The organism is Glutamicibacter sp. 2E12 (assembly GCF_050030965.1).
Taxonomy (GTDB): domain Bacteria; phylum Actinomycetota; class Actinomycetes; order Actinomycetales; family Micrococcaceae; genus Glutamicibacter.
This window is the reverse complement of sequence record NZ_CP188297.1, coordinates 3,573,286-3,592,050: the sequence shown is the minus strand read 5'-3', so window position 1 is coordinate 3,592,050 and position 18,765 is coordinate 3,573,286. Positions and strand designations below refer to the sequence as shown.

At 58.1% G+C, this 18,765-nt stretch carries 29 protein-coding genes; 27 read left to right on the top strand and 2 right to left on the bottom strand.

Annotation, left to right across the window (positions count from 1 at the left end):
* Positions 1 to 21: 21 nt before the first annotated feature.
* On the bottom strand, positions 22 to 744 hold the full coding sequence (locus tag ACP3TE_RS16990) for an excalibur calcium-binding domain-containing protein (RefSeq protein ID WP_426734421.1): 723 nt from the start codon (positions 742 to 744) through the stop codon (positions 22 to 24).
* A gap of 396 nt (positions 745 to 1,140) precedes the next feature.
* On the opposite strand from ACP3TE_RS16990, the gene ACP3TE_RS16985 reads away from it, so the two are divergent.
* From ACP3TE_RS16985 to ACP3TE_RS16965, 5 genes are all read left to right on the top strand, one after another.
* Positions 1,141 to 1,839, top strand: coding sequence for a hypothetical protein (locus tag ACP3TE_RS16985; protein WP_426734419.1), 699 nt, complete (start codon positions 1,141 to 1,143; stop codon positions 1,837 to 1,839).
* Positions 1,840 to 1,914: 75 nt separating this feature from the next.
* Positions 1,915 to 2,592, top strand: coding sequence for a hypothetical protein (locus ACP3TE_RS16980; RefSeq protein ID WP_426734417.1), 678 nt, complete (start codon positions 1,915 to 1,917; stop codon positions 2,590 to 2,592).
* 138 nt (positions 2,593 to 2,730) lie between these two features.
* Positions 2,731 to 3,084, top strand: coding sequence for a hypothetical protein (locus ACP3TE_RS16975; protein ID WP_426734416.1), 354 nt, complete (start codon positions 2,731 to 2,733; stop codon positions 3,082 to 3,084).
* Between the two features lie 352 nt (positions 3,085 to 3,436).
* A complete protein-coding gene (locus tag ACP3TE_RS16970) occupies positions 3,437 to 3,952 on the top strand; it encodes a hypothetical protein (protein ID WP_426734414.1) in 516 nt (171 codons plus the stop codon).
* A 198-nt stretch (positions 3,953 to 4,150) separates the two neighbouring features.
* Positions 4,151 to 5,410, top strand: coding sequence for a DNA methyltransferase (locus ACP3TE_RS16965; protein ID WP_426734413.1), 1,260 nt, complete (start codon positions 4,151 to 4,153; stop codon positions 5,408 to 5,410).
* On the opposite strand, the gene ACP3TE_RS16960 is transcribed toward ACP3TE_RS16965, so the two are convergent.
* Positions 5,407 to 5,670 carry a hypothetical protein gene (locus tag ACP3TE_RS16960; RefSeq protein ID WP_426734412.1) on the bottom strand — a complete coding sequence of 88 codons (264 nt, stop codon included), beginning with the start codon at positions 5,668 to 5,670 and terminating at the stop codon, positions 5,407 to 5,409. The genes ACP3TE_RS16965 and ACP3TE_RS16960 overlap by 4 nt on opposite strands.
* Before the next feature lie 117 nt (positions 5,671 to 5,787).
* On the opposite strand from ACP3TE_RS16960, the gene ACP3TE_RS16955 reads away from it, so the two are divergent.
* The 22 genes from ACP3TE_RS16955 to ACP3TE_RS16850 all read left to right on the top strand — a co-directional run bounded on the left by ACP3TE_RS16955 (position 5,788) and on the right by ACP3TE_RS16850 (position 18,747).
* Positions 5,788 to 6,249, top strand: coding sequence for a hypothetical protein (locus tag ACP3TE_RS16955; protein WP_426734410.1), 462 nt, complete (start codon positions 5,788 to 5,790; stop codon positions 6,247 to 6,249).
* On the top strand, positions 6,246 to 7,673 hold the full coding sequence (locus ACP3TE_RS16950) for a phage terminase large subunit (protein WP_426734409.1): 1,428 nt from the start codon (positions 6,246 to 6,248) through the stop codon (positions 7,671 to 7,673). The genes ACP3TE_RS16955 and ACP3TE_RS16950 overlap by 4 nt, the downstream gene beginning before the upstream one ends.
* Positions 7,674 to 7,819: 146 nt before the next feature.
* Positions 7,820 to 8,032 carry a hypothetical protein gene (locus tag ACP3TE_RS16945; protein ID WP_426734407.1) on the top strand — a complete coding sequence of 71 codons (213 nt, stop codon included), beginning with the start codon at positions 7,820 to 7,822 and terminating at the stop codon, positions 8,030 to 8,032.
* Between the two features lie 9 nt (positions 8,033 to 8,041).
* On the top strand, positions 8,042 to 8,590 hold the full coding sequence (locus ACP3TE_RS16940) for a hypothetical protein (RefSeq protein WP_426734406.1): 549 nt from the start codon (positions 8,042 to 8,044) through the stop codon (positions 8,588 to 8,590).
* The gene (locus ACP3TE_RS16935; protein ID WP_426734405.1) at positions 8,587 to 8,889 is read left to right on the top strand and encodes a hypothetical protein; all 303 of its coding nucleotides are present in this window, start codon (positions 8,587 to 8,589) and stop codon (positions 8,887 to 8,889) included. Before ACP3TE_RS16940 ends, ACP3TE_RS16935 begins: the two co-directional genes overlap by 4 nt.
* The gene (locus tag ACP3TE_RS16930) at positions 8,886 to 9,446 is read left to right on the top strand and encodes a hypothetical protein (protein ID WP_426734403.1); all 561 of its coding nucleotides are present in this window, start codon (positions 8,886 to 8,888) and stop codon (positions 9,444 to 9,446) included. Before ACP3TE_RS16935 ends, ACP3TE_RS16930 begins: the two co-directional genes overlap by 4 nt.
* Positions 9,443 to 9,673: a hypothetical protein gene (locus ACP3TE_RS16925; RefSeq protein ID WP_426734401.1), complete on the top strand. Its 231-nt coding sequence runs from the start codon at positions 9,443 to 9,445 to the stop codon at positions 9,671 to 9,673. Before ACP3TE_RS16930 ends, ACP3TE_RS16925 begins: the two co-directional genes overlap by 4 nt.
* Positions 9,670 to 9,981: a hypothetical protein gene (locus tag ACP3TE_RS16920; protein ID WP_426734399.1), complete on the top strand. Its 312-nt coding sequence runs from the start codon at positions 9,670 to 9,672 to the stop codon at positions 9,979 to 9,981. The genes ACP3TE_RS16925 and ACP3TE_RS16920 overlap by 4 nt, the downstream gene beginning before the upstream one ends.
* 109 nt (positions 9,982 to 10,090) lie before the next feature.
* Positions 10,091 to 10,264, top strand: a complete 174-nt coding sequence (locus ACP3TE_RS16915; protein ID WP_426734397.1) for a hypothetical protein — start codon at positions 10,091 to 10,093, stop codon at positions 10,262 to 10,264.
* A gap of 138 nt (positions 10,265 to 10,402) precedes the next feature.
* A complete protein-coding gene (locus ACP3TE_RS16910) occupies positions 10,403 to 10,774 on the top strand; it encodes a hypothetical protein (RefSeq protein ID WP_426734395.1) in 372 nt (123 codons plus the stop codon).
* A 114-nt stretch (positions 10,775 to 10,888) separates the two neighbouring features.
* Positions 10,889 to 11,098: a hypothetical protein gene (locus tag ACP3TE_RS16905; protein ID WP_426734393.1), complete on the top strand. Its 210-nt coding sequence runs from the start codon at positions 10,889 to 10,891 to the stop codon at positions 11,096 to 11,098.
* Between the two features lie 400 nt (positions 11,099 to 11,498).
* Positions 11,499 to 11,741: a hypothetical protein gene (locus ACP3TE_RS16900; protein ID WP_426734392.1), complete on the top strand. Its 243-nt coding sequence runs from the start codon at positions 11,499 to 11,501 to the stop codon at positions 11,739 to 11,741.
* Entirely contained in the window at positions 11,738 to 11,989 is a 252-nt protein-coding gene (locus tag ACP3TE_RS16895) for a hypothetical protein (RefSeq protein WP_426734390.1), read from the top strand. Before ACP3TE_RS16900 ends, ACP3TE_RS16895 begins: the two co-directional genes overlap by 4 nt.
* Positions 11,990 to 11,998: 9 nt before the next feature.
* Positions 11,999 to 12,325, top strand: a complete 327-nt coding sequence (locus tag ACP3TE_RS16890) for a hypothetical protein (RefSeq protein WP_426734389.1) — start codon at positions 11,999 to 12,001, stop codon at positions 12,323 to 12,325.
* The gene (locus ACP3TE_RS16885) at positions 12,306 to 12,566 is read left to right on the top strand and encodes a hypothetical protein (protein ID WP_426734387.1); all 261 of its coding nucleotides are present in this window, start codon (positions 12,306 to 12,308) and stop codon (positions 12,564 to 12,566) included. The genes ACP3TE_RS16890 and ACP3TE_RS16885 overlap by 20 nt, the downstream gene beginning before the upstream one ends.
* 32 nt (positions 12,567 to 12,598) lie before the next feature.
* Positions 12,599 to 13,144, top strand: coding sequence for a hypothetical protein (locus ACP3TE_RS16880; protein ID WP_426734386.1), 546 nt, complete (start codon positions 12,599 to 12,601; stop codon positions 13,142 to 13,144).
* The gene (locus ACP3TE_RS16875) at positions 13,134 to 13,595 is read left to right on the top strand and encodes a hypothetical protein (protein WP_426734384.1); all 462 of its coding nucleotides are present in this window, start codon (positions 13,134 to 13,136) and stop codon (positions 13,593 to 13,595) included. The genes ACP3TE_RS16880 and ACP3TE_RS16875 overlap by 11 nt, the downstream gene beginning before the upstream one ends.
* Positions 13,596 to 13,654: 59 nt before the next feature.
* Entirely contained in the window at positions 13,655 to 15,058 is a 1,404-nt protein-coding gene (locus tag ACP3TE_RS16870; protein WP_426734382.1) for a phage portal protein family protein, read from the top strand.
* The gene (locus ACP3TE_RS16865) at positions 15,021 to 15,944 is read left to right on the top strand and encodes a hypothetical protein (protein ID WP_426734380.1); all 924 of its coding nucleotides are present in this window, start codon (positions 15,021 to 15,023) and stop codon (positions 15,942 to 15,944) included. The genes ACP3TE_RS16870 and ACP3TE_RS16865 overlap by 38 nt, the downstream gene beginning before the upstream one ends.
* A 54-nt stretch (positions 15,945 to 15,998) precedes the next feature.
* Positions 15,999 to 17,477: a hypothetical protein gene (locus ACP3TE_RS16860; RefSeq protein ID WP_426734378.1), complete on the top strand. Its 1,479-nt coding sequence runs from the start codon at positions 15,999 to 16,001 to the stop codon at positions 17,475 to 17,477.
* A complete protein-coding gene (locus tag ACP3TE_RS16855) occupies positions 17,477 to 17,848 on the top strand; it encodes a hypothetical protein (RefSeq protein WP_426734376.1) in 372 nt (123 codons plus the stop codon). Before ACP3TE_RS16860 ends, ACP3TE_RS16855 begins: the two co-directional genes overlap by 1 nt.
* Before the next feature lie 20 nt (positions 17,849 to 17,868).
* On the top strand, positions 17,869 to 18,747 hold the full coding sequence (locus ACP3TE_RS16850; RefSeq protein ID WP_426734374.1) for a hypothetical protein: 879 nt from the start codon (positions 17,869 to 17,871) through the stop codon (positions 18,745 to 18,747).
* Positions 18,748 to 18,765: the final 18 nt, after the last annotated feature.

The following is an 18,765-nucleotide window of genomic DNA, read 5'->3' as shown; positions in this document are numbered from 1 at the left end:
TGGCGCCAGAGACCTTTGGGGCTAAGCGTCGCAACCGATCCCGTCCCCATCGCGATCAAGATGCGAAGCGTAACCAGGTTCGCCGCGGCTGATCGGTGCCGCACCTGCTGCGCGGGCCTCTGTACAGTTCGCATAAGAGACGCTGGCCGGCGCAGGAGCTTCGTAGGCTTCTTCAATTGCTTCCTGCTCAGCGATCCTGGCAGCCTCTTCTTGTTCCGCTATGCGCTGCTGTTCAGCCTTCTTGGCTGCGGCAGCTTCACGTTCGGCCTTTTCTTGGGCAGCCTTTTTCTCGGCAGCTTTCTTTTCAGCCAGTGCTTTCGCTTCTGCTTCTTTCTTTTCGGCAGCAGCTTTTTCTTTCGCCGCTTTTTCTTCGGCTGCTTTCTTGGCGGCCAGAACATTCTTGTCGTGGTCTTCCTGGTTGGCCCAGAGGAGAACTCCGTCGCTGCTTTCATCGCAGTAAAGCTTTTCCGCACCTTGTTCCATGACCAGCTCGTCACCTTCACATTCCTGGCCTACGAAATCTGCAATAGCGGTTGGCGAAGGCGATTCTGAGGGTGTCGGGGTTGGCGACTCGGTACTGGTGAGAATCGGGTCGCCGCTTGCGGAAGCTGCCGGCGGAGGAGTGGTCTCAGTAGGTCCCATGATGGAACCGCTGATGAACATCATGATGATCATGCCGAATCCGAACCATCCGGACTTGCTGCGTCCCTTGATCGGGAGACCAGGGACTTTACCTTTCACCATGCCAATAATTGCAAGGATTACGCCAAGGAGTGCGATCAAGACGAATAATTCTGGGATCAAGAAAAGCAGCAGAACGAGCACAGCCAGGATCGCAAGTATCACCCAAAGAAATTTACGGTTCTTTGGCTTCCGGGTCGGAGGTCGGTCGGGCGCAATGGGGCTAGGAAAGTCGGTCATGGGTCCTTCTAGAGAAGTTGCGAGTGTATACCGATACTTAGTTTGACGAACCCCGTGATTAAAGGCAATTTAAAGGTTTACTGTTAAATTTCGGCTAAAATTATATACAGGCGGCAGGCGATTACTACGTGTCGGATGAAAGGTATGTAGCTAGTCGATGGCGGTCGATGGATTCCGCTGGTCCGCCCATGGTTTCGGAGCGATGAAAAGGAACTGGTAATGGTTGAAGGATCTAGTCCGTTCATCATGCCGAACGGCAATAAAGAGCCCGCAGTCGATTATGACTGGACTGCGTTCGATCAGATCTGGGAACCTCTAGACCAAAAGCTCTCAGGGATTTATGCCGATTTTCGGAGTATCCTTACGGACATCCGAGCTCAACGTCGAATTCCTATGGATAAAGTTAGGTTCTCGATCTACGAGTGCACGGGGCTGAATCAGGAAATAGGGAAGGCAAAGATCATCGGAGAGGTGGACTTCAATGAGCTGAAGGGGCGCCATGTGAACGTCAGTAAATCTCTCACCTACTTGAATGACGTGGCGACCCTGTTCAGGGTGCCGACTGCAGCGGAGACCCGCAAAATAGTCGGTGGCTACCAAAGTGAGACCAATGCAGCGGAATGCATTCAACAGCTTGAATTGGAGCTGTGGCTGATTCTACTTGCGCGTCCGAAGGGCAAAGAGTTCTGGGACCTCGTGCGGGCGCTTTGGGAACGACTTCAGTCAGTGACCGGCCCTGGGGATGCCCGAACGATCAAAAAACTCGGAGACCTCCGCAGAATTCTGAGATGGGTAGCACCCTCACAAATCTTCAAAGAAGAATCGGAATACTACCCCAGCAATAGGTACGGTCATCGAACAACAAATGTTGAATGGATCGTGCCGGCTGGTGCGCCTGGTCTGGGGAAACGTGCGTAGGAACAATGACGCATACCCAAGTCAAAAACGCGAACGAACTCGACAAATGCATGCCGGAATTGAAGCGAGCATGCCATGAAATTTGCGGAACAATTTAGATGCGAAATACCTTCACCTGACGCGATCAAAGAGGGTGTTCTTTACTGCTCCACAAACGCGACTAATGCTGTGGATCTTTGGGTTGCAGCGGGCACCATCGGCTCCGCGGTAGCTGCGGTAGGCCTGGCTGCTTGGACCGTTTATGACACTCGCAGACGCTTCCATCATGACACTCAAACTACCCTCGACAATAAGAGGGAACGCGAGTGGACTAAAAAAAGCATGACTCTTCACGAAGAAGGGGATAAGGTCAGCGCAGCGTTCACCAAGCTAAACGTAGGAGCGCCGGAGGAATTACTTAGCAACGCCAAGGGGTTCATCGATGCTGTTACGAGATACCGTACCCGTACAGGAGACTTCGGCGAGCCAGAGCGTAAATTCGGTGAATCTCTAGGTGACTTGGCGCAGATGTTGGGCATGAAGATTTTCAATCTGACACAGCACTATGAAATTGACAGCGACCTACCGAAACCAAGCCCATTTGATCTTGAAGTTCGCCTTGGATTCACGCTGATGAATATCAAGGGAGTTCTGCAGCTGACCCTTCTTGGTTTGGCTCAGGCGAAGAGCGAGGAAGAATCTCGGGAGCGAGCCGCGTCGTTTATCGGTCGGGTCGAAAAATTGACCGACGAAATCGAATCATCGCTTCCATAGTCGATCGGCGTTGACACGCCCATTCAAAGCGTCCGATTGATAATATAGAGTTATCAATGTAGGGCTTACCACCCTGCTGAGTAGCAAACCATTTCCCTCGTCTTACCAGCGAGGATTACCCATTAGAAGGAAACTCCCATGTCGCATTTGTCGACCCCGCGCACCCAAGCACTGCCGGCACCAGTCTCGGCCATCGCCCACGCGAGTATGCCCGAGCCACCCAGCCCTCAGCCGTTGCACTACAAGCCGAACTGGCCATTCGCCGCCGGCGCCACCACTCAGGAAATCGAGAACGTCACCTGCCGCGCCTGCCTTGAAGCGATCCAGACGGAACTCGACGTCACCTGCCACCACCAGCTCTCGAAGAACACGTTGTTCGAGCCGGGGGAGTACTGCGACCTGGTCGCCCTCCCTGCCGCCGAGTACTGCTTCCAGCACGCGGCAGACCACGGCGCGCACGATGCCCTGGCCCAATGGGAAGAGGCAGTCTGATGGCCGGCGACATTGAATACCTCCTCACCCTCGGACTCACTATTGACGAGATAGCCCAACGGGCAGGACGAACGCCCACCGCCATCCAGCACGAGCTCGACGAACACCGGGCAGCAGTCGAAGAAGAAAGGTGTGTTTCACCAGATTGAAAGTAATTCAATATGGGTAGAATAGGTAGTGGACTCACCACCACTCGCACACAGGGGGACCGTTGCGGAAAATCTGCCCAGCCTGCCACACCCGAACAGACCACATCATCCACCCGGACTGCGTTGTCTGTGAAGGGAACGGATATATCGTTCTCGGCGAAGGAGCAGTCAGCCTTTGCACGCCAGAAGCAGTATCCCAAGCCGTGGAACTAGGCCTCGAAGCCGTGGCACGAATCGCTGATATGACGCTCACCCTGTCAGACGACCGCGCAGCTTGCATCCGCTCAGCAATCGAGAAGATGCAAGTTGCCGGCCTGCTCTGTGCGGAAGAATCGCCTTACATCAACAAGGCCTGGTGGAGTAAGCCGAGGGCTAAGCAACCCCGTGACGAGCACGGCAAGTTTGCGTCATTCATCGACGCGGGGGAGCTAGCCGAACAAGCCGTACAAGAAGCGCTGATCCCGATGGACTTCGTTCTCGCGACTGCTGCACCCTACGAATACCAGGAAGGCGAACGCCCTAACGCGCGCGGCCTGCCGGTACTGTCAGCCAACGGGCACCCATCGCACCTCGCCCGTGTCACGGATCCCCAGGAGCCGGGCCGGGACACCACGGAATGGGTTCGAGAGCGGAAGCTGAACGAGCGCCGGGCGATTATCCTGGAAGAAGCCGCCATCAAAGCTGCGCAGAAGAAATTACGCAGAGCGGCACGAGTGTAAAGCATGTGGTCATCTGACAGGTAAGAGTTCCGAGCCGAGAATGAACCCGGCGCATTGACGCAGATGCAGCGGAACCACCATAACCCTAGGCCATCACTGGACCCCAACCAGTGGTGGCCTTTCCTTTTGCCTTCCCACAAGGTGGTGGGGTTCAAAGCCACAATATGTTTTCCGTTCACCCACCAAAGGAAAACAACCATGACCATCCCCACCCTCAACATCAACCACACCACCGTCCACGTCAACGACCTCAAACCCTACGCCGGCAACGCGCGCCAAAGCGACATGGACAGCATCCGAGAATCAGTCCAAACCCACGGACTCTACAGATCCATCGTCGTGCGCAAAACCACCATGGAAATCCTCGCCGGCAACCACACCTGGCAAGCCGCCAAGGAACTCGGCGTCAGCCACATCAGCGTCGGAATTATCGACGTTGACGAGCACACAGCCCTCAAAATTGTCCTCGCCGACAACGGCACCAACGACAAAGCAACCTACGACGACCAAGCCCTAGCCGAACTGCTCGAAGCCCTTGACGGCGACCTGACCGGCACCGGCTTCATCGACCAGGACTACGACGACCTGCTCGACGCACTCAACGACGCCGACCTCGCCACCCAAGACACCGACCTCCTCGGAGACCCCGACGACGCACCAGAACCACCCATCACGCCACTATCCAAGCTCGGCGACGTGTTCACCCTCGGCCGGCACCGGGTCATCTGCGGCGACTCCACGGATCCCGACACCTTCACCCAACTCATGGACGGCGCCACCGCAGCATGCATGTGGACAGACCCGCCCTACGGCGTCGAATACACCGGTGGCACCGCGGACCAGCTGACCATCCAGAACGACGGCGCGGAAGACCTTGACCAGCTCCTGCACGCCGCGTTCGCTGCAGCGCTCCCAGCACTCAAACCCGGAGCGCCTGTCTACGTCGCCCACTCCGACACCCGCCGCATCAGCTTCGAAACAGCCATGACCAGCAACGGGTACCTGGTGCGCCAGAACCTCGTGTGGGTGAAAAACACGCTCGTCATGGGCCGTTCCGACTACCACTACAAGCACGAGCCGATCCTTTACGGATTCACCCCGGGCGGTGAAGGGCGGCTGGGCCGCGGCGGAGAACGCTGGTACGGCGACGACAAGCAGACCACCGTCATCGAAGTTGATAAGCCACAGCGCAACGGGATGCATCCGACCATGAAACCGACAGAGCTGATCCTCAAAAACCTCGAGAACAGCCTGCAACCAGGCGATACCGTGCTGGACCCATTCGGCGGTTCCGGATCGACGCTGATCGCCGCGCACCAGCACGGGTCAAGCGCGCGCCTGATCGAACTCGATCCGCGCTACGTCGACGTCATCTGCCTGCGCTACCAGATGCTCACCGACGACCTGCCGCAAAGAAATGGTGAGCCACAAGATTTTGTGGCCCACCATAACGTCTAACGATTCTGCGTGTTGCGCCGCCCAGGGTCCGGGCGCGCAGCAACCCATCGCTCAATAGTTGAACGCAACCACAAAGGGCTGCGCCCCTTGTCAATGTCGGGGTCGGGTACATCACTAGGAGTGAGTGTGCCCGGCTTGCCGGCCAAACGCTCAGCGGCAACACGGCTGTTAGTTCGGGCTCGCTTCACACTCAACGCACGCGTGGTGATGCCAATCGTTTCCGCAACTTCAGCACTGTCGATGTACTCGTCTTTACTCATGATCCAATCCGTTCAAGGTAATCCCATGTTATCAACATGAGTCGACGAAACGCCCCTGATCCCACAAAACCAGCACCAACTCACGCATGCTGACGATTCCAGAAGAAAGGCGGACCAGTGGCGCAGAAAACCAGCCCAAGCGACGTGAAAGCGCACGCACGCCGAATCAAGGCACTCCAACTCCGAGCCGCACGCCTCACCTACCAGCAGATCGCCGACCGGCTCTACAACGGCGACCGTGGCAACTGCTGGCGGGACATTCAAAAAGCAATCTCTGCCCAAGAAGCGGAAGCCGTCAACGAAGTCCGCGCCCAGGAGGTCCTCCTCCTCGACGAGCTCGCACGACCACAAATCAAAAAAGCGTTAGAGACCGGCGACGACAAAGCCGTGATGGCCGTCCTGCGCATCATGGAACGCCGCGCCAAATACCTTGGCCTGGACGCACCAACGCAAGTCGAGCAGACCGGGACCGGCGGATTTGCGGTCATGGTCAGCCCTGACATGCTCCCGCCCGGCGCTGACCTCAGCGCACAAGAAGCCAGCGGAGTAGTTGCTGAGGGGGAAGAAGTCACCCAATGACCGCCCCTGCCGTCAAGGTATGGCAGTACCCGTTCAAACCGTATGCAAAGCAACGCCAAGCACTCACGTCACCCGCGGATGAAGTGCTCTTTGGTGGTTCCCTCGGCGGCGGTAAATCAGAAGTGCTCCTTGCTGCCTGCGTGACTGTGTGCACCCTCGTGCCCGGCGCCAAAGCTCTTCTTGTACGCCGAAGCTTCGGCGAGCTGTCAGAGCTCGTAAAACGTCTCCGCGAACGCCTGCCCGCAGAAATTGCGAAGTACAACAAGTCTGAGCACGTGTTCCACTTCGCCAACGGTGCCGAACTGCACCTCGGCTATCTGGAACGCCCCGAGCACGCGACCCGCTACCAAGGGCACGAATTTGTTCTCGTAGCCTTTGACGAGCTCACCCACTACGACAAAGAGTCCTACGTGCTGCTCATGTCGCGACTGCGCGCCACAGGTCGTGTAGCTGAGCGGATGAAGCAACTCCGGTTGCCGTTACGCACCCTCTCCGCATCGAACCCTGGCTCCAAAGGCCACGGTTGGGTGAAAGCGCACTTCATCGACCCATCACCACACAACACGCTGTTCACGGATGAAGAATCTGGTGCGCGGCGTATCTTCATCCCGTCAAGCCTCTACGACAACCCCTACATTGACCACGCTGAATATTTGAAAAAACTGGGCGCCATGGACCCAGACCTGAAACGCGCCATGGTTGATGGTGACTGGGACATTATTTCCGGCACCAGGTTTAACCAGTGGCGTACGAAACATCATGTGATCAGCCCGTCGCAACTGCCTATCCCTGCGCTCACTGGGCGCAAGGTGATCGCGGTCGATTATGGTTTCTCTGCGCCGTTCGCCGCGGTCTGGCTGTGCCTCCTGCACGATGGGCTGGTGGTCCAGTACCGGGAAGAATACGCCACCGAGCTAACTGCCCGGCAGCAGGCTAAGCGCATTCTTGAACTGTCAGCTGAGGAGGAAGCGATAACGGGGGAGAAGATCCCCATTGTGATGGACAAGGCCATGTGGCGACGCAACGACGCGACCACGAAGAAGAACCTGAACTCGGATTTACCGCCCGTCGGGTCGCCGGCACACGACTACATGAAAGTACTCGGGCGGGTTCCACATAAGGGTGTGAACGATCGTGTTCATGGGTGGGCTCAGCTCGATGAGAAGCTTCTTGTTCGTGAAGATGGGTTTGCGCGGTACATGGTCTATGACACTTGCCGGGACACGATCCGTACTTTGCCCGCGTTGCCGCGTGATAAGCGGAACCCGGAAGATGTGGATACTCATGCGGAGGATCACCTGGCCGACGGGATCCGTTATGGGCTGATGTATTTGGCGGGCAAGCGGGTGGGACAGAAGACGGCTGATCACCGGCGCAAGCCGTTGTCTCCGATTACTGGTGGATTGCGGTCGAACGAGTTCTGAGGGTTGCGCCCAAACACGGTAGTTGATAACATCAGACTACACGTTCAGTTCTTACCAAACTGAACAAAACACTTGTACGATTGAACCACGGGCCACCAACCCAACGACGACTTACCACCGTCACCACCCACCAAGGAAACTCCCACATGATCAGCATCCGTGCAACCAAATGCACCCCCACCAGCAACTCAGCCAACGTCTGCCACCGCTGCGGCATCGACCACCAGCCCCGCTCCACCATCACAGGCGAACGCGCCAACTACTGCAGCGCCTGCCGCCCAGAAGCAGTACGCCTTGGCTGGTGCGAACCCACTGAGCGCCAAGCCCAGGCCGCCGCCAGCCAGCTCCAAGCAGCATAGGAGGGCGTCATGACCCTGACCATCGAGGGGCAGACCGACGCGCTGGCCTTGTTGGCGGAGGTGAACCGTCCAGCATCCCGCGCGGACGGGGTGCGCAGGTCAAGTGCTGCGGCCCGTCAGCTTAACGGTCTCCTGCCGTCGCTGGAGTACCCGACGCACTGCGCGATGTGCGGTGCTGAGCAGACTAACTATGCGGACGTGAAGATCAATCATTGCCCGATGGGGTGGATGGCCGGACAGCGCATGTGCACAGGCATGAATCTGACCAGGAACCACGTCGTGTACTCGGTCGGCCAGATCGCCAAGGCGCTTGCTGGTGAGCCAGCGTATCAATGCTGCTGGGACAAGCACGGGCTGCATGGCAAAGCTGTCCGGAAACCCACCGTTATGCAATTGGCTGATCACATGCGCTGGCAGATTGACCACTCACGCACCACTTGGGGTATCCGGGGCGGCCTGTTCGACGAATGGGTATCCGCATACCTACTCGATCATGGCGTGCTGAAGTACTCGCTCGACCCGGTCGAATACCCCTGGGAATACGAGAACAAGGTATGAGCGTCGCCGATGTTCAGCAGTTCCGTGCCGAACGACGGCACCGGATCCGCGAGAAAGAAGCACGCGACGCACGAACCGTCCTCGACAAAGCGCACGTGCGGGCCCGGCACATCATCGAGGACGCGACCAGAGAAGCGAAGCTTCAGGCCAAGGCGATCATCCTTCAAGCCGAACGCCAAGCCGCCCTTGTCACCGAGCAAGCCTACAACCGTGGCATGGCAAAAGCGGACGCCAAAGTCATCGCGAACGAGAAGCGTCGGAAGTCCCTCGACGCCAACAAGAAACGGACAACCCAATGAATCTAGATCACTTCCGCAAGGAAACGCACGTCACTGAAGACCTGGTGGAGCAGCTGGCCATTGTTTCCTGGGAGGACATTCGCAAGCGCGCGAATGCGCCACTGCCGTCCTGGGAAGTTGCACCAGCTGATGAAAAGAACCAGAACCGCGCCAACGTCCTGGCCGTGCTGAACATGATCGTTCCCGTTCTGATCGAGCAGGGCTGGATTCCACCCACCGTGAACGATGCCATTCGGGAGGCAGTTCGTGACTTCAGCATCCACGATCTGCACAAGTCCCTCATGAACCCGTTCATGATTGACCGGGAAGCCAGTGGCCACACCACCCAAGAGGGCCTAGCCGGGTACTCCGAAGGCGTGGAACACGGCATTCACACCCTCGCCATGCGTATCAGGCACGCACTGAACGGTGTGCCGTCAACCGTGGCGCAGGACATTGCCGAAGCCAACGCAGCCAAGGTGCGCCGCCTCGAAATTCTGCGTGACCAGCTGGACGCCGAAGGCATGAACGCGAGCGTCGTAGGCCGCATGTGGGAAGCCTTGGACGGCGCCAAATGAGCAACCTACCCGGCAACCCGCACGCTGAGGCAGTGCGGGAAGCATACAAAAACGCGGCGAACCACCGGGCGCAGATCGAAGCCACCCTTGCCCTCGCATACGAGCATCGCTTGGCTACCTTGGCAACGCTGTTCAACCTCCCCGATGACAGTGCGATTCCCGGCGTGGACTACGCCGAAGCCGCCCGACAGCTTTCTGAAGGACTGGGAATGAGGGCCGAGAAGTGAGCGAATACCAGCTAGGCGACCGGGTATCCATGACCGGCACGGTGCGGAAGGTCAAGGACTATCCGAAGGTGTTCTACAAGGAATCGGGTCTGCCTTACCGGGAGAACTACCCGGAGCGAAAGACCTACACCGAGGGCGTTGTGGTTGGCAGCAGGACTGTGCAGGAAGGCCGCTGTGAATACGACGAGGGGTACATGTTCTGGCCCACCAAAGGAACAGCGGAACGTGTCTGGCTTATCGCTTTTGACCTTCGCATGAAGCCGGTCATGTGCTTCGGCCACCAGATCAGCAAGGCGGCAGAGAAGTGAACGCCTCCGACTACGGGCCGCCTTGCTGCATCGGCGGGTGCTGCGGCCCCGGAACCTACTGCTGCACACACCCCGAAAACAACCACCACGGACACGACTCGGAGACCAAGTGAGCATCGAGAATTTGCAAGTCGCTCCCGGCACGGTGAATCCGAAAGCCCTGATGGAGCACAGGTACAAGACCATCGGCCCCGGCATCCCCGCGTGCACCTGCGGGAGCACGTTCGAATGGAGCTACGAGTTCGACGACCATGAGCGGTTCTACGAAAGGGCAGAGAAGTGAGTGGGCACATCACCAAGGTTGAGAACTTCGACAACGGTGTCAAAGCGTCCTGCACCTGCGGGTGGATCGACCGTTGGCCCGTTGCCGACGGATCAGCCCAGCAATCAGCCTACGCACACAAGGAACGGAACCAAGCCAATGCCTAACCAGCCCCCGCTAAACCCGGACGGCGTAATTGCCGCGAAAGAAGCGATGCGCCGAGTCCTTGAACTCGACAGTAACGAAGCGCGAACCCTCGCATGGGAGGCCATTGCCCCCGCTGATTATCCGGATGCTGTAGCTAAGCCCATGGTCACCGCCTACCTCGCCGTCGCCCAACCGGTAGTGACTGGTGAGCAGGTCAACCTTGCAGGCTGGACTTGTGACGGTATCCATGAGCCGGGTAGTTACGTCACCTGTGAGGACTGCCGGGGAGCTTGCGACGACCTGGCAAACTTCTACAACAACATGATGCAGCAACCGAAAGCGGATCGGTCGTGGACGGGCCGCCCGGAGGTGAACGATGCCTAGTCAAGAAGTAATCGACGCTGCGTGGGGGTGGGCGGTTGCCCTGGTTGTTCTCACTTGGCTGACTGGCCTCGTCATGACGTGCTCTTACCTTATTCGGAAATGGGGCAGGTACTAATGCCTAAGCTACAGCCGCCGAGCGAAACGAGGGCGCGCGCGTTGGAGGACGCCGCGGACGCTTTCAGCTACCTGCAGGACGCGCCGCTTATCGCGTGGGACGGCCTGGTGAACGTGGCCCAAGTGCAGGGGAAAGCCGACGAAGCGCTAGAGGACCCGGCTGAGTGGCTGCGTAGCCAGGCCCGGATGATTAGGGAGAACCAGCCGTGAGATTGCAGTTGTTACCGTGGGTGCACGCCCAGGAAATTAGCCAGGTGCTGCGGAAGGCAGACTGGTGGTGCCGCCACCTGACCATCGGACGGCTGGTGATCATGTGGGACGCACCGAAGCACCGGAAACCACCACCACGTGAAGCCAATATCTGGGGAACCGAGCCAGCACGGCTGAAGGTCCCCGACAAGGAGCCAGAAACGCCGCAGTGTGTTTGTTGCCCGACTCCGGGAACAGGACGGCCATTGTTTTGCGAAGTGCACGACCAACCAATGGGGACAGGAGAGTGACCGTGGCATCTGTTAGGCGGCCCGTGTGGGCGAGAGCATTGCCGTGGCCGATCAGTGAGATGGCGAAGCAGCAGGAGGCGCTAACAACCCTGTTCGGGGCTGATCTGCACATGACCCAACACGGCCAGCACATCGTGCTCTACACCCCGGGCAAGGATTGCAGCTGCCGACGCTGCTCCTACGAGCTGGACAAGGTGAAAGAGGTGGCCCGTGGTGAGGAGTCCTGGATACCTGCTCTGCAGATGTATGTCTGCGCGAGGTGCGGCTCCAAACGATGCGGCCAGGCCGACGACCACCGGCTGGCCTGCGACGAGGACCCGGACGTGAAAGCACTATTCGAAGGGCCCCAGTGAGCAAGAGCCAGGGCCACCCGGCCAAGCAGGCAGACCCGGCGAAGAAGCTGGAACGCCGGGTCAACGACCTGATGCGGCAAGTGGTTTACCTGAATCAGGAAATCCAGACCAACCACGACCTGCCACAAGACATTATCGAGCACGCCCAAGCGAGCGCAGCCAGCCTCATGGCCATCTACTCTCACCTCACCGGCCTACCAGCGCCATGGGACATACGCGCAGCCGAAATGGGCTGGAACAAAATCTAAGGACACACCATGCCAATCAACCGTCAAGCAAAATACCTGTCAGTGAACGACTTCGGGAAACCAATAACGATCCAGGGGAAAGAAACAGCCATCACCGGCGTGCTCGTCGGAATCGACGCCCTCGCCGACTTCGCAATTGAGCGCAGGAGTGCATCGGAAACCAGCACGATCCTCGGCCACTCGGACATTTCCCTGGTCATCCTGCTCGAAACCGGATGCATCAACGTCCCAGTCAAGCCGAACACGCAGATCACCATCGATGGCACGCCCACCCCACCCGGGCTGAACCTCCACCAACCTGTCACACAACAGGACCATGGAGGCCAAGGTGGGTAGGCGCCGGCACACCACGCAGCGCGCGGCCCGGGAAGACAAGTTCTCCTACGCCGGTCGCTGCATGACCACCGGCAAAGTCATCTTCATCAGCCGGCGTGCAGCCAAACAAAACAGAGAGTTCTACAAAGACGCAGGATCCAGACCGTACCGGTGCCAACACTGCAACGGCATCCACCTCGGCCACGAAGGCGGATACGACCGACAACAACACCGAGAATGGAACAAGGTGGAGCAGCACTAGTCGGCACCCAACTGCCATGGAAGAATTGGTACATGCCAAAAAAAGGGGATAAAGCGAGCAAACTCAAAAGTTCTTGGACAGGCGTTCAATTGACCCTGAGCCGCATTCCTTTCGATCGCAAAACGATTTGGGGCGTGATTTTCATTCTAGGGATAATCGTCATCGTTCCAATCGCTAGAGCTGCAGGGTGGGAAAATTCATTGCTCGCTGCTGGGGTACAAGCTGCCCTGGGCGTAGGTGCAGCATTGCTTATCTCTCCTGCCCCGAACGAGAGAGATTTGTCCGCTCAAGCACAAGTGGCGATGCAAAGAGTGCTTGACACTTACGCGCATGTCGAAGAAGCTCGCAGGATGTTGACCGAGACTTCAAAAGAGTTGGGTGATACCGGAAATGATTACATTTCGAGGCAGCTTATAGGACCTCAGAACCTGCTACTCCAGCAAGGCGAGAATTTTGCGCGAAGTATGGCCGATTGGGAAGAAATAACGCCGGGAACCAAGGACAAAGTGATCGAGATGCAGCAGAAGGGCCGTAGCACTCTCGAAGAACTTATGAAGGAGAAGAATTTTGGAAAATAATAGTCCGATAACTGGCAGCGTCGCACAGATCGCCAGCAGCACCGAGCTGATTATCAATCGAGGCTCTGACCATGGTGTCGAAGAAGGCATGTACTTCAGGGTTTTAGACGATCAGGTTAAGGCAATTACCGATCCTGAGAGTAAAGAAGAATCCGGCGCTGTGAGGCATGTGAAAGTTGCAGTCCAAGTAGTTGAAGTCGCGCCCAAAATGTCCCTAGCCCGGACTTTCAAGACGGTTTCAGTGAATGTAGGTGGTACTGGCCCAGATGTTTCCAGCCTTATGGGATTCGCCAAGGCGCCAAAGTATGTTCAGGAACTCGAAAGGATTGTTCCGGAATACGATGAGAATCTTTTGGATAGTCCGAAAGCTTCTAAAATCGCGATCGGTGACGAAGTTCAAGAAGCAGCAAATCGTGAAGATGCGTTGAGAACTCTAGTTTTTGATATGTAAGTGCACCCGCTCAGCCCGGTTCCCACATGGGGGCCGGGCTTTCCCGCACCCTGTGGAGTATGGCGAACAACGAGACAGCTCCGGTGGCGAATGTAAAAGAGGCCGGCAACCCGGGCGGAATAATCACGGTCAAGCGTGGCAACACAAGCGTCACTACGGTTGAGCCGCTAGAACGCAACGGGGAACTCGCGTTCCCTAACAGCATTGCCGTGTATGACAGGGTGCGTACTGATGCCCAGGTGGAGTCTGTCCTCAACGCAATCAGCCTGCCTATCCTCTCCGCCCAATGGGACTTGAATGTTGAAGGCGTCGACGACAGCGTTGTCGCACTGGTACGCACCGAAATAGGGCTACCAGAACCCGGCAAAGCCATGGCCGGACGGCAGCGCCGCCAAGGAATCTCCTGGCTCGAACACCTAGAACAAGTCCTCACCATGGTGTGGGCCGGTTTCATGTGCTTCGAGCAGGTCTACGAAATCGCCCCAGCACGACCCGACCAAACAGACATCGGCCTTGCGGAGATCATCCACCTGCGGAAACTCGCGCCGCGCTTGCCACGCACCATCGCCGAGATTCAGGTTGAAAAAGATGGTGGCTTGAAAGCTGTAGTGCAGCAAGGTGACGGGAACGAGAAAGACATCAAAATCCCGGCTGAGAACCTGGTCATGTACACGCACCGCAAGGAAGGCGCCGACTGGTCTGGCCGGTCGATTCTTCGTGCAGCGTACCGGCCTTGGTTCATCAAAGAAACACTCGTGAAACTGGACGCGCAAGCGGGCGAGCGTAACAGCATGGGCATCCCTGTAGTCACCTACGATGACAACTCAGAGGGCAACGCAGACGAAGCCGACCGCATCGCCCGCAGCATGCGCGCAGGAGAAACCGCAGGCCTCTCATACAAGAGAGGGCAGTACTCCGTGGAGATTCTCGCCATGAAAGGCAGCGTCGTCGACCTGCTGCCAAAAATTAATTACCATGACCAGCAAATCGCCAAGTCCGCGCTGGCCATGTTCCTTGACCTCGGACATGATGCTGGCGCACGCTCCCTCGGTGAGACACACCTGCAGCTGTTCATCCGGTCCATCCAGCATTTGGCCAACAAGCTCGCAGAAACAGCAACCGAGCATATTATCCGTGACCTGGTCGAACTGAACTTCGGCGAAGGCACCCCATACCCTGTGTTGACTCCCGGCAATCTGGCCGCGAACGAGGGAGTCACCGCTGAGGACCTTGCCTCCTTTGTCAATGCCGGGGTCATCAGTGTCGATGAGAAGCTCGAAGACTACATTCGCGCCAACAACGGGCTACCCGTCTCAGACCCGGCCACCCGCCGTGAGACCAGCAAGAGTCCACTCTCGGATCTAGGCATGAGCCTGAAACATGAAGAGAACATTGACGCGTTGGTGAATCGGGTCGCTATCGTCCGTGCCCGTCGCGCCGCGGCAGGTGATGAGAGTGTGTGAGAACTGCACCGAGCTGTTGGCCACACTTGCTATTGAGCAGCTCACTGACCAGCTCATTGCGGAGGAACAAGCCGCCGGCCTCTCACCCCGCGTAGCCACGCGCGCATTGTTCGAGCATGAATACCGGGCGCAGGCTCACTTCGGCGAAATGGAAGACAACCTCGATCAAGCTGTCGGTGAAGTGACTCGAATTGTCGAAACCACGCACACCAACCTGCTCACCAATCTCTTGGCACTCATCTTTGGAACACGGTCTACCGTCACCGCAGGCGAAGCACTCGAAGAACTCTCGGCCATGATCGCAGAAACCCCAGAGCAGATCCGCAAGCTCCTTGACGACGCCGCCACCGAACTGCGCGAAGCGCTGCAGGCCGTGTTTGCTATATCCGCTGGTACCGCGTACCAAGAGTACGTCCGACAAGGCGGTGGCAAAGGGCTACCAGTGTTAGAGCTGGGACCGCGCGCCGACCTGCTCGCCGCCCCACCTGTCAACCGGTCTTGGACGTGGATCACCCAGAAAACTCAGGAACACCTCGCGCAACCTGCCATCGCCCTCGGTGGGCGACTGACCAAAGAAGGACTGGTCGAGGAACTGGTGGAGAAGATCAAACCGGCGGGTGCGGTCGATCAAGCACGCCAGTCCGTTCACGCGGCCACCGGCATAGCCCGGAACGAAACCGGCACCGATCTGGAAGCGTCAGAGTGCTATGCCTCGGAACTCCTAGACGGCGCCACATGTCGTCGTTGCGCCGCAGTCGATGGGAAGAAATACGAGTCGCTCGAAGAAGCCACCAACGAGTACCAGTTCGGGTACTACGGTGCCTGCCAAGGCAGCGGACGGTGCCGCGGAAGCCTGCTCTTTATCTACGACGTATCCACCGAATAACCACCCAGCCCGCGCATCCCACACAGGGAGCCCGGGTTTTCCCATGCTCGTCCCATGGCTAAGACAGAGACCACCAAAACTTACACAACGGTCACAGACGTGCCCTTGTTCCGTGTCGGTCAGTGGCATCCCATCCAAGGTGATGGAACAGTCACGCTCGAACTCCTGGAAGCGATCTACGCCGCATCGCAAGACGCGCGCCTGGATCCGGGAGTGATCAAACTCGGACATGCTGACAACCGATTCGACAACCCCGACTATTTCGCAGGCGATGGTGAACCAGCCTACGGGCAGGTCAACAACTTGCGCATCACCGATGACGAGGGCGGCACCCTGCTAGGTGACTTCATCAACGTTCCCGAAGAGCTCGCCACCGTCATGGCATCCGCGTATCCGTTCCGTTCGGTGGAGATCACTCCGGCTGTGGTCCTGCAGGAGGCAGAAGGTGATGTGATCGCGGAATTCCCGTTCGTGCTGACCGCGGTTGCCCTCCTGGGGGAGTCGCCGCCGGCAGTGTCCGGACTCGGAGCAATCCATCAAGCGTTCTCCGGGAAACACAAAGTCATCCGGCACGTAGTGGACGCAACAGGACACTACGCCCTAGCCGGTGGCCACACATTCGAATCGTTGCGCAACCAGCTACGCACCGCGCTGGACAGCCGGGTAGGAGCCAACGAGTACGTGTGGGTCGCTGACCTAGATGACTCGATGGTGATCTACGAGAACGAAACCACTGAGGGTTCCGCATACCTGCGTGAGACGTTCACGATCAACACCGACGGCACCGTGACGCTCTCCGGACAGCCTGAGCAAGTAGTTCGGCGCACCAGTTTTGAGCCAGTTGCGCAAAGCAGCACCCTCCCACACTTCACCCGCACTAAAAAGCAATCTGTGAGCGTACAGAAGCCAGCGGCCGTCGTGGTGGCAGGCAAACGCATTACCGACACCCCAAGCAAGGAGGACATCATGACCCCAGAGCAGATCAAGAAGCTGCGCGAGCAGGGCCTGATTTCCGCAGAAGTCACCGACGATGCCGTCCTGGCAGCCCTAACCCCAGCCGACGAAGCTGAGGTCGAAGCAGGCGACACCTCCGACAACGGTGAAACTGCGGCGACAGAGGAAGCCCCGGCAGGTGCAGAACCGATCGCAGCAGCCAAGGCAACCCCGGCAGCATCCGCACCAGAAACCGTGCAGATGAGCGCCGCGCAGTTCGCAGATATGCAGGCACGCCTGACCGCCGCAGAACGGACAATCCAGGCAGGCGCAAAGGTTGAAACCAGCCGTCGCCACGACGCGATTATCGCCACCGCGAAACGTGAAGGTCGCATCCACCCCAAGGACGAAGCCAACTACCGCACCCTGCTGGCGTCCAACGAGGAACAGACCACCGCGTTGCTGACCACTTTGCAGCCAGTAATCCACACCACCGAATACGGTTCCGCCACCGCAGATTATGCGGCCGGCACCGAGAACGCAGTACTCGAAGCGCAGATGAAAGTCGACGCTGAATTCCTGAACGGAGGGACCAAGTAATGCCAGTCGCACGCCCACTCTTCACTAATCCCGACCATGTCACCGGCACCGTGACCGGTGGCCCGGTACTCGGCAAGCGTTTCGTCAAGTACGCCGCCGGCGGCACCATGTCGCAGCTGAGCATCGCCCCAGCCGGGGCAGGTGAAACTCCTGCCGGTGTTGCCGCACACGATGGCGCCGTTGGAGAAGTCATCCACCTGATCACCCACGACCACATCCCAGTGGTCGCCGCCGTTGACCTGGTCGTAGGCGACCTCGTCAAGGTCGGTGCCGAAGGCAAAGCTGACAAAGCTCTCGTCGATGACCGCCCAGTCGGCATCGTAGCCGTCGCCGCCGCCACCGGCGCCGACGCTGGCATTTTTCTCTACTAGGAAGGAGGGACAAACCCACCATGTACCCAGATCAGCCGGTCAGCCCTAATTACCTTAAGGGCCTCATCACCAACGTCACTCGCTTGAAGAACGCTTTCACGCCGAACATCGACGGTAAGACCCTTGCCGACTACGCACTAGGCAGTGGAGACGCAGTCGGCGGCGCAGTGATTTACAACCGTGTCACCGGCCGTCATGAGCCGTTGGACGGTCGCGACGTGGCAGAAGTTGCCTACGGTGCGTCGTTCCCGATCCTCGACTTCGGTGAAGGCGCCGACCTGATGGAGAAGGTCAAGCAGCGCGGTGCGGCCATCGAAATGACCGATGCCGCGATTCGCCGCAACGAAACTTCCACTTGGAAGGAAAAGCAGCAGTTCCTCGAAGCGTCATGCCGCCGGAAGAACACTGCGGTTGCGTTGAATGCAATCGTTACTGACCCGGACATCAACGTGTTCACGCCTACCTCCCCTTGGGCTGCTGGTGCGGACAAGATCGGTGACGTGTACTCCGGTGTCAGCCTCGTCAACGACACCTTCGAAGAGTACGGCTACGCCGCTGACTCCGTTCTGATCAACCCCCTGGACGCGTTGGAGCACTTCCTGCGTGACAAGGAAATCCGTGAACAGTTCCCACGCGAAAGCAAGGAACTGAACCCGGTCCTCTCCGGTGACATGGACGGCATTGCGAACCTGCACTGGATCAAGAACAGCAAGGTCAAGCGCGGTGAAATGTTCATCTTCCAGTCGAAGATCATCGGCTCGCTACGCGACGAAATGGGCGGCCTACAGGTCAAGTCCTACGCCGTGGAAGAGCGCAACGTTCAGCGTGTTCAGGCTTGGTACGAGAACGTACCGGTCATCACCAACCCGAAGGCGATCACCAAGCTCGTCTTCTCCTAGGAGGAATTGTGGCCACCA

What these genes read in the sequence shown, in the direction of transcription:
- ACP3TE_RS16990 (WP_426734421.1), bottom strand. Translation starts at nt 744, where the DNA reads ATGGTGAAAGGTAAAGTCCCTGGTCTCCCGATCAAGGGACGCAGCAAG.
- ACP3TE_RS16985 (WP_426734419.1), top strand. Translation starts at nt 1,141, where the DNA reads ATGGTTGAAGGATCTAGTCCGTTCATCATGCCGAACGGCAATAAAGAG.
- ACP3TE_RS16980 (WP_426734417.1), top strand. Translation starts at nt 1,915, where the DNA reads ATGAAATTTGCGGAACAATTTAGATGCGAAATACCTTCACCTGACGCG.
- ACP3TE_RS16975 (WP_426734416.1), top strand. Translation starts at nt 2,731, where the DNA reads ATGTCGCATTTGTCGACCCCGCGCACCCAAGCACTGCCGGCACCAGTC.
- ACP3TE_RS16965 (WP_426734413.1), top strand. Translation starts at nt 4,151, where the DNA reads ATGACCATCCCCACCCTCAACATCAACCACACCACCGTCCACGTCAAC.
- ACP3TE_RS16960 (WP_426734412.1), bottom strand. Translation starts at nt 5,670, where the DNA reads ATGAGTAAAGACGAGTACATCGACAGTGCTGAAGTTGCGGAAACGATT.
- ACP3TE_RS16950 (WP_426734409.1), top strand. Translation starts at nt 6,246, where the DNA reads ATGACCGCCCCTGCCGTCAAGGTATGGCAGTACCCGTTCAAACCGTAT.
- ACP3TE_RS16945 (WP_426734407.1), top strand. Translation starts at nt 7,820, where the DNA reads ATGATCAGCATCCGTGCAACCAAATGCACCCCCACCAGCAACTCAGCC.
- ACP3TE_RS16940 (WP_426734406.1), top strand. Translation starts at nt 8,042, where the DNA reads ATGACCCTGACCATCGAGGGGCAGACCGACGCGCTGGCCTTGTTGGCG.
- ACP3TE_RS16935 (WP_426734405.1), top strand. Translation starts at nt 8,587, where the DNA reads ATGAGCGTCGCCGATGTTCAGCAGTTCCGTGCCGAACGACGGCACCGG.
- ACP3TE_RS16930 (WP_426734403.1), top strand. Translation starts at nt 8,886, where the DNA reads ATGAATCTAGATCACTTCCGCAAGGAAACGCACGTCACTGAAGACCTG.
- ACP3TE_RS16925 (WP_426734401.1), top strand. Translation starts at nt 9,443, where the DNA reads ATGAGCAACCTACCCGGCAACCCGCACGCTGAGGCAGTGCGGGAAGCA.
- ACP3TE_RS16910 (WP_426734395.1), top strand. Translation starts at nt 10,403, where the DNA reads ATGCCTAACCAGCCCCCGCTAAACCCGGACGGCGTAATTGCCGCGAAA.
- ACP3TE_RS16905 (WP_426734393.1), top strand. Translation starts at nt 10,889, where the DNA reads ATGCCTAAGCTACAGCCGCCGAGCGAAACGAGGGCGCGCGCGTTGGAG.
- ACP3TE_RS16900 (WP_426734392.1), top strand. Translation starts at nt 11,499, where the DNA reads ATGACCCAACACGGCCAGCACATCGTGCTCTACACCCCGGGCAAGGAT.
- ACP3TE_RS16890 (WP_426734389.1), top strand. Translation starts at nt 11,999, where the DNA reads ATGCCAATCAACCGTCAAGCAAAATACCTGTCAGTGAACGACTTCGGG.
- ACP3TE_RS16885 (WP_426734387.1), top strand. Translation starts at nt 12,306, where the DNA reads ATGGAGGCCAAGGTGGGTAGGCGCCGGCACACCACGCAGCGCGCGGCC.
- ACP3TE_RS16880 (WP_426734386.1), top strand. Translation starts at nt 12,599, where the DNA reads ATGCCAAAAAAAGGGGATAAAGCGAGCAAACTCAAAAGTTCTTGGACA.
- ACP3TE_RS16870 (WP_426734382.1), top strand. Translation starts at nt 13,655, where the DNA reads ATGGCGAACAACGAGACAGCTCCGGTGGCGAATGTAAAAGAGGCCGGC.
- ACP3TE_RS16860 (WP_426734378.1), top strand. Translation starts at nt 15,999, where the DNA reads ATGGCTAAGACAGAGACCACCAAAACTTACACAACGGTCACAGACGTG.
- ACP3TE_RS16855 (WP_426734376.1), top strand. Translation starts at nt 17,477, where the DNA reads ATGCCAGTCGCACGCCCACTCTTCACTAATCCCGACCATGTCACCGGC.
- ACP3TE_RS16850 (WP_426734374.1), top strand. Translation starts at nt 17,869, where the DNA reads ATGTACCCAGATCAGCCGGTCAGCCCTAATTACCTTAAGGGCCTCATC.